The organism is Novosphingobium sp. KN65.2 (genome assembly GCF_001368935.1).
GTDB lineage: Bacteria > Pseudomonadota > Alphaproteobacteria > Sphingomonadales > Sphingomonadaceae > Novosphingobium > Novosphingobium mathurense.
The window spans coordinates 1-14,171 of sequence record NZ_CCBH010000003.1 but is presented as its reverse complement, the minus strand read 5'-3'; the positions used below and the strand labels follow the sequence as shown (position 1 = coordinate 14,171).

General features: G+C 63.2%; 10 protein-coding genes. 8 read left to right on the top strand and 2 right to left on the bottom strand.

Annotated features, from left to right (window positions below; genetic code table 11):
* The 4 genes from SPHV1_RS00520 to SPHV1_RS00505 form a co-directional block, all read left to right on the top strand.
* On the top strand, window positions 1-1,915 hold a 1,915-nt coding region (locus tag SPHV1_RS00520; protein ID WP_082430702.1), incomplete at its 5' end, for a TonB-dependent receptor.
* Between the two features lie 224 nt (window positions 1,916-2,139).
* A complete protein-coding gene (locus tag SPHV1_RS00515; RefSeq protein ID WP_156367176.1) occupies window positions 2,140-2,523 on the top strand; it encodes a hypothetical protein in 384 nt (127 codons plus the stop codon).
* Window positions 2,524-2,965: 442 nt separating this feature from the next.
* Complete coding sequence (locus SPHV1_RS00510) at window positions 2,966-3,823, top strand: p-hydroxycinnamoyl CoA hydratase/lyase (protein ID WP_054944200.1); 858 nt, start codon at window positions 2,966-2,968, stop codon at window positions 3,821-3,823.
* A gap of 23 nt (window positions 3,824-3,846) precedes the next feature.
* Entirely contained in the window at window positions 3,847-5,940 is a 2,094-nt protein-coding gene (locus tag SPHV1_RS00505) for an acetate--CoA ligase family protein (protein ID WP_054944199.1), read from the top strand.
* A gap of 16 nt (window positions 5,941-5,956) precedes the next feature.
* Here the strand turns inward: SPHV1_RS00505 and SPHV1_RS00500 are convergent, their stop codons facing one another.
* On the bottom strand, window positions 5,957-6,388 hold the full coding sequence (locus SPHV1_RS00500; RefSeq protein WP_231634344.1) for a MarR family winged helix-turn-helix transcriptional regulator: 432 nt from the start codon (window positions 6,386-6,388) through the stop codon (window positions 5,957-5,959).
* A gap of 257 nt (window positions 6,389-6,645) precedes the next feature.
* Between SPHV1_RS00500 and SPHV1_RS00495 the strand changes: the two genes are divergently transcribed.
* From SPHV1_RS00495 to pip, 4 genes are all read left to right on the top strand, one after another.
* The gene (locus tag SPHV1_RS00495) at window positions 6,646-8,994 is read left to right on the top strand and encodes a TonB-dependent receptor (protein WP_231634333.1); all 2,349 of its coding nucleotides are present in this window, start codon (window positions 6,646-6,648) and stop codon (window positions 8,992-8,994) included.
* Window positions 8,995-9,092: 98 nt separating this feature from the next.
* Window positions 9,093-10,490 carry an aldehyde dehydrogenase gene (locus tag SPHV1_RS00490; protein ID WP_054944196.1) on the top strand — a complete coding sequence of 466 codons (1,398 nt, stop codon included), beginning with the start codon at window positions 9,093-9,095 and terminating at the stop codon, window positions 10,488-10,490.
* A gap of 71 nt (window positions 10,491-10,561) precedes the next feature.
* On the top strand, window positions 10,562-11,911 hold the full coding sequence (locus tag SPHV1_RS00485) for an MFS transporter (RefSeq protein WP_054944195.1): 1,350 nt from the start codon (window positions 10,562-10,564) through the stop codon (window positions 11,909-11,911).
* Window positions 11,912-11,992: 81 nt separating this feature from the next.
* Window positions 11,993-12,949 (top strand): prolyl aminopeptidase, encoded by a 957-nt coding sequence (pip, locus tag SPHV1_RS00480; protein WP_054944203.1) that lies wholly within the window; start codon window positions 11,993-11,995, stop codon window positions 12,947-12,949.
* Between the two features lie 26 nt (window positions 12,950-12,975).
* Here pip and SPHV1_RS00475 read toward each other — a convergent pair.
* On the bottom strand, window positions 12,976-14,171 hold a 1,196-nt coding region (locus tag SPHV1_RS00475; RefSeq protein ID WP_054944194.1), incomplete at its 5' end, for a UdgX family uracil-DNA binding protein.

The following is a 14,171-nucleotide window of genomic DNA, read 5'->3' as shown; positions in this document are numbered from 1 at the left end:
ACTCAGAAGGGGGCAGATCAACCGCATCGAAGTGCTTAAAGGTCCTCAGGGGACACTGTTTGGCGCAAGTTCGATGGGCGGGAACCTGCGGTTCATCACGCGCAAGCCTTCGTTGACCGAGAATTCGGGCGCGGTCCAGGTTCAGGGAGGCGGCACCAAGCTCGGTGGCTTTGACTTCGATGGAAACGCCCAGGCCAATTTCATTCTGGTGCCTGATCGGATCGCGCTTGATGTTGCCTTCGGCTACACGCGTGAGTCCGGCTTCATTACGAGGCGGTTTCCCGGAGAGTCCGGTGAGCTGATCTCCAAAAAGGGGCAAGGGCGCAACGACATCGCGACAGGGTCGGTGACCTTGCGGGTGAAGCTGACCGATTCGCTTGAGGCAAGCATCAACGGCATCGGGCAGGCGAGCAAACTGCACGGGTTCCCTGCCACTTATTTCCCATTGCCGGGTTACAAGCCGGTTTCCTACACCGTGGATCGCGACCGCGATGTGCAGGAGTATTCGAAAGATCGCTGGGGTATCGGCTCAATCGTTCTGAACTATGCCGGTGAAGGCTTCTCTGTGGTCTCCTCCACCAGCTATTTCGCGCGTCGGATCAAGGAACGGGAGGATAATACAGAGGGAAGCAACCTGTATCTTGCCGAAGCCGAGCCTGATATCGATCTCGGAAATCCGGCCATTTACGGGGATACGAATGCCACGACGCGTCTTTTCACGCACGAGGATCGTCTCACGTTCGATGACGGAACCATTCTTCCCCATCTGTCTGGCATAGTCGGTGTCTATTACCAGCATGAGTACTTGCGCACGAAGATGCCGCCGGTTCGGATTCCGGGACTTGCAGATGCCGGGATCGAACCCGATTATCTTGGTACTAGTAATCTCGCTAATCACAACAACGATGTGGCTTTGTTCGGCGAGCTCTATTACGAGCTCGTTCCCAAGCTGACCGTCACGGTGGGCCTGCGGAAATACTGGATCCGACAGAAGACCGATGCAGGCGTCGATATGGGCTATCTGTTCCCGCCTGATGGAATTTCCGTCAATCCGGCACTCAAGAATAGCCAGACAGGACTTATCCCCAAGGCTGTTATTTCTTACAAGATCGGTGACCAGGGCAATATCTATGCATCTGCGTCAAAGGGTTTCCGGGTAGGCGGAACAGAGCAGGCTTTGCCCGATATTTGCTCGACCGACCTTGAGAACCTGGGTGTCAATGCGGAAGACTTGCGGCAGTATAAATCCGATACCTTGTGGAGCTACGAGGTTGGCGCCAAGGGCAGTCTGGCAAATGGTCGCCTCAGCGCTTCGGTAGCTGGGTTCCAGATCGACTGGTCCAACATCCAGCAGAGCATCTTCCTGCCGACCTGCACGCTGCCGGTAACGACAAATGCGGGTAAAGCCCGTATTCGCGGTGGTGAGTTCGAGCTGTCGGGCCGCCCCTTCGCCGGAGTACCTTTCACGCTTCAGGTGGGCCTGGGCTATACGGATGGCGTTCTTCAGGAACCGGGTGTGGTTCCACAGGAACCCAACACTCCGCTTCCTCTGGTGCCGAAATGGACGGGTACAATCTCTGGCTATTATGAAGTGCCTCTTGGCGATTCCCTTCAGTTGTTCATGGCTGCGGACTACAGCTACACCAGCTCCGTCAAAGTCTCTGACGGCGACAGCGGGTTTTATACCAGGCAGCCGATCAATATGGTCAACGGCAATATTGGCCTGAGCTTCGGAAACTCCCAGGTCATGGTCTTTGTCAAAAACCTGTTCGATAAGCGGTTGAATTTCGGTAACCAGCCTTCGGCTGGCTTCGAAAGGCAGGAACTGCTTGATGATGGCAGCTATCAGCGCCTGCCGCGCGGCGTTGTCAGCCGGCCACGCCAGATCGGTGTGCAATATCAGCTGAATTTCTGAGATGAGTGGGATCGGGGATGGCTTGGCCATCCCCGATCCTCTTGCTTGTTTTCCTCGCGGGCACAGGCGGCTCGTGGTTGCGTGTGATTGCGCAATTGCACCTGGGGCCTTTGAGCGTCGGTGGCGGCGCGCACGTGCGGCGCTCGAAGCCTCAATGAGTATGCGCTCATGGCGCACAGTATTCCGGGTTAGGTGAGGGTGACAATCAAGAGGTCGTGGCCTCTTTGGCGTCGCTCGCTATCGTGCCTGTCGCCGTCAGGTGCGGGCATCAGAACAATCAGATCGCCATGCCAATTGGCATTGGCAATTCCATTCGCAGCCTGAACCTCTCCCCGAACGCATCGTTGGTGCAGATCCGGACGGCTCTTACGAGAACTGTCTCGCTGGCTCGGGCGCGGCACGGCGAAAGAGCCTTTTGGCCGGCGATGGTACTGTCCGGAGCGATCGGGCCGATTTCCAAACTCTTCGACATCCCCGCAGAGTGGCTACAGCGCTGCGAGAACCTGGTGGCTGAAAGACTGCCGGGCGGCCATTTCTGCGTGGACGAACTCCCCGTTCGAACGCACGAGGCTCTGGCAAGTTTCCTGTGCCGGCGCGACCTGGGGTAAGGCTCGCAAAGAGCTTCCGGCGGTGCAAGATCGGGGAGGGGCTGTATCGATGCTCGATCCGCTGTGAAGGTGGGATTCGCACGCAAGATAGCAGAACGCTCGGCACTCGTGGCGATCGTCCTCGGGACAATCCCGGAGGTCATGAATGACGGTGCGGAAGTTCAGGCTGGAGATCCCGTCCTCTGGCGTCTTTTGCTGACTTATCCGGTCCCGCTCATGGACTCGACTCACGGCGCATTCTCTGCGCTCAAGGATGAAGGGGGTGTTGGCTGCCAGGCGTGCGCAGGTGTTTTTGCACCTTGTACCGTTTGCTTTCTTGCTGGCGGCGGCCCGCGCGCTTCTGAATCCTGAATGCAAAATAGCTATTGAACATAGCAAAAAATGGGCGTAAGAATCTCGGCATATTAGGTCGATGTATCCGGCCAGCTTAGGGAGAAGATCCATGGCCACGCCATCACAACCCGATCCGCGTCCTGAAGAGGAAACCGTCCGCTGCGACATCGAGGACGGTGTCGCCTGGGTCTATTTCAACCGCCCGGACAAGCGCAATTGCATGAGCCCCAAGCTCAACCGCCAGATGATGCGCGTGATCGAGGATCTCGAATTTCGCGACGACGTTCAGGTCCTCGTCCTGACCGGTGAGGGCGTTGCCTGGTCGGCGGGCATGGACTTGCTCGAATACTTCCGCATGAACGAGGAAAAGGGCATCGGTGCCATCCGGCAATCCCAGCGGGAGGCTTACGGCTGGTGGGAGCGGCTTCGGTGGTACGAGAAGCCGACGGTCGCGATGGTCAACGGCTGGTGCTTCGGCGGCGGCTACGGTCCGCTCTTCGCCTGCGATCTGGCTTTCTGTGCGCAGAGCGCGCAGTTCGGCCTGTCCGAGATCAACTGGGCGATCCTGCCAGGCGGCGGGGCGAGCAAGGTTGCGGCCGAACTCCTCAGCTTCCGCAAGGCGATGTACCATGCGATGATGGGTGAGAACCTGACCGGCGAGCAGGCGGCCGAATGGGGCCTCGTCAATGAGTGCCTTCCGGACGACAAGCTCAAGGCTCGCGTGCAGGAAGTCTGCGACAGTCTGAAGAAGAAGGACACCAATGCCCTTCGTGCCACCAAGTGGGCGATCCGGCGGGTGCGCGAGATGACTTACGATAACGCCGAGGACTATCTCGTGCGCGCGCAGGAAGCCCTGAACGATTTCGGCGGAAAGCAGAGCCGCAAGGAGGCGACCCGCCAGTTCCTCGACGAGAAATCGTACAAGCCGGGGCTTGGTGCCTTCGACAAGAGCAAGCTGGACCAATAACATATCGGGGAGAGGTGCGAGGCATGCAGCACCCGAAGAATATCGACAGGCTGCTCAGGCCGCGTTCCGTTGCCGTCGTCGGCGCATCGGACAAGCCCGGTGCGCTGGGCGCATCGATGCTGGCCAATCTCGAGCGCAATGGGTTTTCCGGGGCGATCTACCCGATCAACCCGAAACGTAGCGAGATCGGCGGCCGCAAGTGCTACGCGGCGATCGAGGACTTGCCCGAGGGCGTCGACTGCGCGGTACTCGCCATTCCGCGGGCGGGCATTCTTCCGGCGCTGAAGGGGCTGGCCGAACGCGGGATCGGCGCGGCCGTCATCTTCTCGGCCGGTTTCGCCGAAGACGGCGAGGAGGGCCTTGCGGAACAGCGCGAGATTGCCGCGATAGCGGACCGGCACGGCATTGTCGTCGAAGGGCCCAACTGCCTTGGCTGCGTCAATCACGTCGACAAGGTGCCGCTGACTTTCGTCGAAACGCGCTGCCTGCCCCCGCAGGGTCGCGGGATCGCGGTCGTGTCCCAGAGCGGCGCGATGGCTGCGGTGCTGGCGACGATGCTGCAGTCGCGCGAACTGGGTATTAGCTACACCGTTTCGACTGGCAACGAGGCCGCGAGCGGGGTGGAAGACTATCTCGACTGGCTCGTTGACGATGCGCACACACATGTCGTCGCCATGATCGTCGAGCATTTCCGCAAGCCGCGCGCCTTTCTGCAGGTGGTCGAGCGGTTGCGCGCGGCCGGCAAGGAAGTCGTCCTGCTGCACCCGGGGCGGTCCAGCGCCGCGCGGGAAAGTGCGGCGACCCATACCGGGGCGATGGCGGGCGACTACAAGGTCATGCGCGCGATGGTCGAGCAGGCAGGGGTCATCATGGCGGAGACCCTCGAAGAGCTGGCCGACGTTTCCGAGATCGCGGTGCGCTCGCCGGGCCTGCCGGAAGCGGGGGCAGCGGTGCTGGGCGAATCCGGTGCGTTCAAGGCGCTTACGCTCGACCTCTCCGAAGAACTGGACCTCTCATTGGCGCCGCTTGGCGATGCCGATAGTCCTGCACTCCGGGCTGCCTTGCCCGAGTTCGTTCCGGTCTCCAATCCGCTCGACATCACGGCCATGGGGCTGTCGCAGCCGCAGATCTATACCGAGACCATCGCGGCGCTGCTGGCAGACGAGCGCGTCGGCGCCATCCTGGTCGGGCTGATCCAGACCGATCCGACGACCTGTGCCTTGAAGTTTCCTGCCGTGCTCAAGGCTCTCGAAGGGCGAAAGAGCGGCAAGGCCGTTGTATTCGCGGGGCTGGACGAAGGTGCAGAAGTGCCTCGCGAGTGGCTTGAGCGGCTGCGCTCTGCCGGCATTGCCTGCTTCCCGAGCACGGAACGCGCCTTGCGGGCGATAGCACGGCTGACCCATCGCCCGGTGCAAGGCGGTGACAAACCGGCAGATCCCTTGCCCCTTGCCGTGCTGGAAGCGGGTACGATCCCCGAATATCGCGCCAAGCAGATGCTGACCGCTGCAGGGATTGCCTTTCCCGAGGGGCGCTTCGCAGCCAGCGCCGACGAAGCCGTGGCAGCCGCTGCGGCCCTTGGCGGGCGTGTCGCGATGAAGGCGCAGGCTTCGGCTCTGGGGCACAAGAGCGATGCCGGCGGGGTCAGGCTGGGGCTTGAGGGCGAGGCTGCGGTTCGCGAGGCATGGGCGACGATGCACGAGGCCGTGGCGGCCTACGATCCCTCGATCGCGCTGGATGGCGTTCTGATCGAAGCCATGGGGCGGCCGGGCACGGAGATGATCGTAGGTGCCAAGCGCGATCCCGAATGGGGCGCGGTGGTCCTGGTCGGCTTCGGCGGCGTGACTGCGGAAGTCCTCGGCGATGTCACGCTGATCACCCCGGGTGAGAGTGTCGAAGCGATCGCCGCTGCCATTCAGGGGCTTGCCCAGGCACCCCTGCTGCGCGGCTTTCGCGGCAGCCCACCGCGTGATGTTGCGGCCTTGGCGCGCCTCGTCGAGACGGTCGGCAGGGTCATGCAGGGCAACGATCGCATCCTGGAGATCGATCTCAATCCCGTCATGCTTTACGAGGAAGGACAGGGGCTGTCAGTGCTCGATGCGCTGATGCTGGTCGCTTAAGGTGGCGAGGGGGCGATCAGGTGTCGCTATGCCAGATCGCCCTTAGCGCAGGAGCCAGATGCTCGCGATGTTCAGCGGGGATTCGTTCCATCAGATCCGTCTCGAACCGGTCGAGAATCGCGTTGGCCTCGATCATGATGGTCTCGCCGGCGGCCGTCAGATGCAGCCCGTGCGACTTGCCGTCGAGCGGTACCTTCTCGATCAGTCCACGTTCTTCGAGACGCCGCAGCAAGGGCACCATGTTCGCGCTCTTGATGTCGAGGACGCGGCCGATGTGGCTGGCTATCACGTTGGGTTCGGCTTGGATCATCAGCATGACCGAGGCATCCACCTGACGCAGGTCGAGCACGGAAAGGCGATCGTTGAGATCGCTCATCGCCGCTGCCGCAGCGCGCTTCAGCTGGTAACCTGGCCGGATTTCCAGCGGGTCGGTGACGTCATCTGCCACGTTGTCGATATCTCCCTGCACATGGCGTCAAGTCTTGGTGTTAAAGCTCGTTCACAACGAAGCAATCACTGTCAAGCCGGGCAACTGCCATTTATCCTTGTGCTTGCAGAATATTGCTATATAAGATAGCTATAAATAAGAATAGTGGGCGGGCGCAGAAATTGCGCGTCATCGGGCGGAAAAGCCCGAATTAGAGGGAGCAGGGCATGCGAGTGCATTCAAAAATCATGCGTGGAGTCTATGCGGCGTCGACGTGCTTGACGTTGGCGGCAGTCGGGCTGTCCACACCCGCGTTGGCTCAGGAAGGCGACGCGGAAGCACAGGCCAGGAGAGATCAGGCCGCCGGGAACATCATCGTCGTTACCGCCAGGCGGCGTGAGGAAAGCCTGCAGGAAACGCCGGTCGCGATCACGGCACTCTCCGCCGAAATGCTGGCAAGCCGGCAGATCCAGCAGACCCAGGACCTTGAGCGGGTTACCCCCAGCCTGCAGTTCAAATCCGCTGGTCAGCTCTCGGGCAACAGCGCGGCTACTGTCGTTTTCATTCGTGGCATTGGCCAGCTGGACCCGACCGCCGCGGTCGATCCGGGCGTCGGCATCTACATCGACGAAGTCTACGTCGGCCGGGCCGTCGGCGGGGCCATCGACTTCGGAGACATCGCCGGTGTCGAAGTGCTGCGCGGGCCGCAGGGCACGCTGTTCGGTCGCAACACGATCGGCGGCGCCATCCTCGTACGCACCAAGCAGCCGGTGCTTGGCGAATTCAGCGGCAAGGGCCGTGTGCGGATCGGCAACGACGACCTGCGCGAGGGCTTCGCAGCGCTCAACCTGCCGTTGGGTGAAACGGTCGCGGCACGCGTTTCGGGCGGTTTCCGCAAGCGTGACGGCTATGTCACGCGCGTCTTCGACGGACGCGATCTGGGCAATGACAATTCCTGGAGCCTGGGTGGCTCGATCAAGTGGGAGCCGTCGAGCGATTTCGACCTGTTCATCCGTGGCGATTACAACAAGCGCGATGAGAACGGCGCGCCGTTCGTATTCGCAGGGATCAACGAGAATGCACCGGTTCCGGCCATTGTCAGTGTCGGGGCCGGCTGCCCGGGCGCAACCATTCCCTTCGCGCCGGTGACCCCCGGAGATCCGCGCTTCGGCGCGCCATTCGTGCCATCGATTGACGATTCACGATGCGCCAATGACTATCAGGCGCTGGGCAAGTTCACCAATGGCGGTACCGCACCGGTCACCAGCACTTCGGAAACCTGGGGTCTGGCCGCGACCGCACGGGCGACCCTGTCGGACTGGTTGAGCTTCAAGACGATCACGTCCTATCGCAAGACGAAGTCGCGCGGCGTGCGTGATGCCGACAATACGCCGTTCGACATTCTGACCACCGACCTCACCACCAGCTCCGAGCAGTTCAGCCAGGAGTTCCAGTTCCAGCTCGATTTCGATCGGCTGAACATGATCGTGGGTGGCTTCTACTACAACGAGAAGAGCTTCGAGCGGGCCACGGTGCTGCTGGCTTTCCCGCCATCGCCGCCGGTCATTTCCTCGGTGCTTGCCGGTGGGCCGGGCAGCCGCGACCTGCAGCTCTCGGACCTCAAGACGGACTCGGTCGCAGGTTTCGGTGAAGTCTCCTACGAACTGACCGACGATCTCGAAGTGTCGGTCGGCGCGCGCTACACCAAGGACAAGAAGTCCTATATCGGCAACGTCAGCAGCCTGTTCCCCGCAACGCTGCCGGACCCCGATCCGCTTCCGACCGAGGCGATCCCCGATGGCGGGCCGCTCTACATCTATTATCGTCCCTATCGGAAGAGCTTCTCGGCGCTGACCGGTTCGGCGAGCATTCGCTACAACGTTGCGCCCTGGCTGAGCACATATGTCTCCTACGCCAACAGCTTCAAGTCGGGCGGGTTCAACACCCGCTACAACGCGCCGCCGGCGGGCTTTGTGCCGGTGCCCTTCGATGAGGAGAAGGTGACCAGCTACGAAGTGGGCGCAAAGTTCGATCTGGGCGACGTCCGCTTGAACCTTGCCGCCTTCCGCGCCGACTACAAGGACATCCAGCTCATCTTCCGCCAGGGCCCGGTGCCGCTGCTGTTCAATGCGGGCAAGGCGCGCATGCAGGGCTTCGAGGCTGAATTCAGCTATCACACGGCCTGGGGCCTGCAGATCGACGCGGGGCTGAGCCACCTCGACGACCAGATCCGCTCGGTTACCGCAATCCCCGGCGCAACCGCGACGATCGCGCCGGGTGACGAACTGCCGCTCACGCCCTCGTTCCAGGGCAACCTGGGCATCGGTTACGAAGTCATGCTGGGCAACTGGAGCCTGACCCCGCGCGTGGACGTCAGCTACCAGACCAAGACGACCTTCATCACCGGTAGCGTGCCCGAGATCGAACAGGGCGACTATGCGGTCACCAATGCATCGATCACGCTGGCGCAGGTCGGCAAGGGGCTCACGGTCCAGGCCGGTGTCCAGAACCTGTTCAATGAACACTACAAGGTTCAGGGCAATGCCTCGCTTGCGACGCTGGGCTATGCCGAAGTGATCTACGCCCGGCCGCGTGCCTGGTACATGCAGGTCGGCTATGAATTCTGATCATTCCCTGACTGGCGGTCTCTCCTGATCGCCGCGGCCCGGTATCCTGCCTGCACGGCAGGACCGGGCCATTCTTTTTTGTTTCGAGGACACGTTCGATGGAATTTCAGCGCATCAATCCCATGACCGGCAAGGTCGCTACGACCGCCAAGGCGATGCAAGCGGAAGAGATGGCAGCCATCGCGGCCAGTGCGGCTGCCGCGCAGCCGGAGTGGGGGCAGATGGGCCCCAGCGCCCGTCGCGCGGTTCTCAGCCGCGCTGCCGACGCTCTCGAAGCCCGGGCGGATCGGTTCGTGGACGCCATGATGGGCGAAATCGGCGCGACCGAGGGCTGGGCCCGGTTCAACGTCATGCTGGCCGCGGGCATGGTGCGTGAAGCCGCCGCCCTGACGACGCAGATCGCAGGTGAGGTTATCCCGTCGGACAAGCCGGGCTGCCTGGCCATGGCCGTGAAGGAGCCGGTCGGCGTCATTCTTGGCATTGCTCCGTGGAATGCCCCGGTGATCCTTGGCGTGCGTGCCATTGCGGTGCCGCTCGCCTGCGGCAATGCCGTCATCTTCAAGGCGAGCGAGACCTGCCCGGAGACGCACCGGCTGATCGTCGAAGCCTTCGCCGAAGCCGGATTTCCCGAAGGGCTGGTCCAGTGCGTGACCAATGCGCCGGCAGATGCCGGAGACGTCGTGGGCGCGCTCATCGATGCCCCTGAAGTACGCCGCATCAATTTCACCGGATCGACTGCGGTAGGCCGGATCATTGCCAAGCGCGCAGCCGAACACGTCAAACCCTGCCTGCTCGAACTGGGCGGCAAGGCTCCGTTCATCGTGCTGGAAGACGCCGATTTGGACGAGGCAGTGAAGGCGGCGGCCTTCGGTGCGTTCATGAACCAGGGCCAGATCTGCATGTCGACCGAACGCATCATCGTCGTCGATGCCGTGGCCGATGAATTCGCGCAGCGCTTCGCGGCCAAAGCCGCCTCGATGGCCGTGGGCGATCCGCGTGAGGGCAAGACCCCGCTCGGTGCCGTGGTGGATCGCAAGACGGTCGACCATTGCCTTGGCCTGATCGAGGACGCCGTCTCCAAGGGCGCCCGGCAGCTGGTCGGCGGCGATGCGCAAGGCGTGCTGATGCCGGCCCATGTTATCGATGGGGTCACCCCCGACATGAAACTGTTCCGCGATGAAAGCTTCGGGCCGGTCGTGGGGATCGTACGGGCACGTGATGCCGACCATGCCGTCGCGCTTGCCAATGACAGCGAATACGGCCTGTCCTCTGCCATATTCACGCGCGACATTCCGCGCGGGTTGCATCTGGCCCGGCAGGTGCGTGCAGGGATCTGTCACGTCAACGGACCGACCGTGCATGACGAACCGCAGATGCCCTTCGGTGGGGTCGGCGCATCGGGCTATGGCCGGTTCGGCGGCAGGCAGGGAATTGACAGCTTCACGGAAACCCGCTGGATCACGGTGGATACCCAGGACGGCCACTACCCGATCTGAGCCGCTGCTGCCTGCAAGGTGGCCGAACGAGACGGATAACAGGACCAGCCCCGGGCGGGAGAGAGACTTAGATGGCAACAGGCGTAACCGATCCGCGCGAGATCGTCGATTCCGGGAGGATGACCTGGCGACAGATCGTCGTCGTGGCCTTGTGCGTGCTGCTAAACGGGCTGGACGGCTTCGACGTTCTCTCGATCAGCTTTGCCGCACCGGGGATCGCTTCGGACTGGGGCGTGGACCGCGCAGCGCTGGGGATCATCCTCTCGATGGAACTGATCGGCATGTCGGTCGGCTCGATCCTGCTCGGCATGGTGGCCGACCGCGTGGGCCGCATTCCCATCGTGATCGTCAGTCTGCTCGTCATGGCCACAGGCATGACGGTCGCGGCGTTGGCCAGCGGGATCGTCGAACTGGCGGTTATCCGCCTGATCACCGGGCTCGGGATTGGCGGCATGTTGGCCTGTACCAACGCCATCGTCGCCGAAGCGTCGAATGCGCGCTATCGTTCGGCTGCCGTCGCGATCATGGCGGCGGGCTATCCGCTGGGAGCGATCGTCGGCGGTGCCATCGCATCCAGCCTGCTTGTCGACGGAACCTGGCGCGACATCTTTTGGCTGGGCGCGGGCATGACCATCGTCTTCCTGCCGATCGTCCTGCTGGTCCTGCCGGAATCGATCGATCTTTCCATGCGTCGGTTCGGCCCGGAACGGGCGCTGGACAAGGTCAACAAGTCGCTGCGGCGGCTGGGGCACCGGGTTGTCGAGATGGTGCCGCCGGTCGAAGTCGTGGCCAAGGCAGACCGGGCCGGGCTGTTCAAGGGCGACATGCGCCGCGTCACGATCCTGCTGACCGTGGCCTACTTTTTCCACATGACCGCGTTCTATTTCATCCTCAAGTGGATCCCCAAGATCGTGGTCGACCTCGGTTTCGAGCCTTCCGCAGCAGGCGGTGTCCTCGTCTGGGCGAACGTGGGCGGCATGACCGGATCGCTCCTGTTCAGCGTACTGGCAACGCGCATGCCGCTGCGCAGGCTGATGATCGCGATCCTTGTGCTCAGTTTCGTGATGATCGCGGCATTCGGCCTGACTTCCGGCGGCCTCGATCCCCTGAAGCGGGCGGCGGCGATTGCCGGGTTCTTCTCCAACGCCGCCGTCGTGGGCCTCTATGCCCTGATCGCGGCAGCCTATCCTGCGCAGTTGCGGGCAGGGGGGACCGGCATCGTCATCGGCATAGGGCGCGGCGGCGCGGCCCTTGGGCCGGTCGTGGCCGGGTTCCTGTTCGCCAGCGGTTTCGGCCTGCCTCTGGTGGCAGCTGCCATCGGTCTTGGTTCGATCGTCGCGGCATTCGCGATCCTTGGCCTGCCACTGGAGCGGCCGGTCGCACGCGGGCTCGCAGGCAAGTCGGCGCGCGGGGCCGGCTAGGCGCAACCGGATCGTGGACCGCGTGTGCATAGCGGGGTTTGCGATCTATCCATTCGGGCCGCGATGGCGCAGGGTGGGGCCATGCTACGCACTCTGTATTCCCCCATCGAACCTTACGAAACCGGCATGCTCGATACGGGCGAAGGCCATACCATCTATTATGAGCGCTGCGGTACGCCGGGAGCCAAGCCCGCCGTGTTCGTACATGGAGGGCCCGGCGGCGGCATAGCGCCGGCGCATCGCTGCCTGTTCGACCCCGAGCTGTACGATGTGTTGCTCTTCGACCAGCGCGGCTGCGGCAGGTCGACGCCCCATGCGGGCCTTGAGGACAACACGACCTGGCATCTGGTGGCCGATATCGAGAGGCTGCGCGCGCTTGTCGGCGCCGAGCAGTGGCTCGTCTTCGGCGGGTCCTGGGGTTCGACCCTCGGGCTGGCCTATGCGCAGACCCATCCCGAACGGGTAAGCGAACTGGTCCTGCGCGGCATCTACCTGTGTTCGAAGCCGGAGCTCGACTGGTTCTACCAGTTCGGCGTCTCGCAGATGTTCCCGGACAAGTACGAGCGCCTGATCGCTCCCATCCCCGAGGCGGAGCGCGGCGACATCCTGCGGGCCTACCATCGTCGCCTGACGACGGGGCCGACGGAGGACCGGATCGCGGCCGCCCGGACCTGGAGCATGTTCGAAGGAGAAACGATCACGCTGCTGCCCGACCCGGCGATGTCCGCGCAGCATGACGACGGCCATTTCGCTCTGGCCTTCGCCCGGCTGGAGACGCATTACTTCGTCAACGCGTGCTGGCTCGAGCCGGGGCAGCTGCTGCGCGATGCGCACAAGCTCGGGCAAATCCCGGGCACGATCGTCCACGGTCGCTACGACATGCCGTGTCCGGCCCATTATGCCTGGGCGCTGCACAAGGCATGGCCGGAGGCCGACTTCCACCTCATCGAAGGGGCGGGGCACGCCTATTCCGAACCGGGAATTCTCGACCGGCTCATCCGCGCGACCGACCGGTATGCCGGAAAGCGGGCGGACTAGCAGGCAAAAGCCGGGACTTGTCCGAGCTAGGCCGAATGAGCGTCGCGAGTTGCCGGATCGCGAAGGTGCGAGGCCAGCGCGGCAAGGTCCGATGCGAAGTTCGCTTCCTCGCGTTCTCGCGCCGCGCCGTCGAGCCGCAGCAGGTAGCTGGGATGTGCCGTCAGCAGAAAGGGAGCGCGATCGGGCAGTGACAGCAGGCGACCGCGTTCGCGGCCGATGGACGGCGTGCGTCCGGTAAGACCGCGAACGGCGCTGGCGCCGAGCGCCAGGACGATGCGGGGTTGCACCAATGCACGCTCCTTATCCAGCCACCAGCGGCAGGTGTCGATCTCTCGCGCGGTCGGGTTCTGGTGCAGGCGCTGCTTGCCCCGCGCGGTGAACTTGAAATGTTTGACGGCATTGGTGAGGTAAGCGTCCTGCCTGTCAATTCCGGCGGCGGCGAGATGGGCATTGAGGACTTCTCCGGCTGGACCGACGAATGGGCGCCCGGCCATTTCCTCGTTGTCTCCCGGCTGCTCGCCCACAATCATCAGGCGGGCACCGGGAGAACCTTCGCCGGGAACTGCCGCAGTCCCGTTGCAGCCGATCTGGCACCGGCGGCACCGCGCGATACCCTCGGCAAGCGCGCCGAGATCGACCGGCGGCTCTTCGGCGAGCAGTTCCGTGCCTTGCGCGATCATCGAGGTCTCGCGCTTTTGCGCGCCGGCGATCAGGTCGGCAATGTCGCGCGCTTCGGGCAGGTTGTGCCAGTAGCGGCGCGGCATCTCCTTGATCATGGCCTTGGTCTTGAGGCGTGCCGGGTTGAAGATCGACCGGTAGTAACCGCGCCAAAGGTCCTCCGCGGCATCGGCGGCGGGGGCCTGAGCGCGCGTGGCTGCAGGGCCGCGCACCAGTTCCGTCCCGTCCCAATGCAGGCTCAGTCGCGGGGTGAGGATGGACCAGTGCTGGTTGGTGAACCGCTCGATGAAGAAGCTTGCGTTGGCAAGCTCGATGCGGTGTTCCGGCTCGAACCACGCGATATAGCGTTCGTCGCCTGCATCGTCATCGACCCGGCGGAAGCGCACGAAAGCGCGCATCTTGTGTATGTCGCGGCGGACCTGCTGGGCAAGGCGGCGCAGGTTCGCGACATCGGCGTCGGTGGTGTCCTCGATCAGCCGTGGGTGCTTCTGCAACCGCCAAAGCGTGCGATAGAGCAGATCGAGCGTAACGGCCCGATTGTTAC

What these genes read in the sequence shown, in the direction of transcription:
- SPHV1_RS00505 (WP_054944199.1), top strand. Translation starts at nt 3,847, where the DNA reads ATGCAGCACCCGAAGAATATCGACAGGCTGCTCAGGCCGCGTTCCGTT.
- SPHV1_RS00510 (WP_054944200.1), top strand. Translation starts at nt 2,966, where the DNA reads ATGGCCACGCCATCACAACCCGATCCGCGTCCTGAAGAGGAAACCGTC.
- SPHV1_RS00490 (WP_054944196.1), top strand. Translation starts at nt 9,093, where the DNA reads ATGGAATTTCAGCGCATCAATCCCATGACCGGCAAGGTCGCTACGACC.
- pip (WP_054944203.1), top strand. Translation starts at nt 11,993, where the DNA reads ATGCTACGCACTCTGTATTCCCCCATCGAACCTTACGAAACCGGCATG.
- SPHV1_RS00485 (WP_054944195.1), top strand. Translation starts at nt 10,562, where the DNA reads ATGGCAACAGGCGTAACCGATCCGCGCGAGATCGTCGATTCCGGGAGG.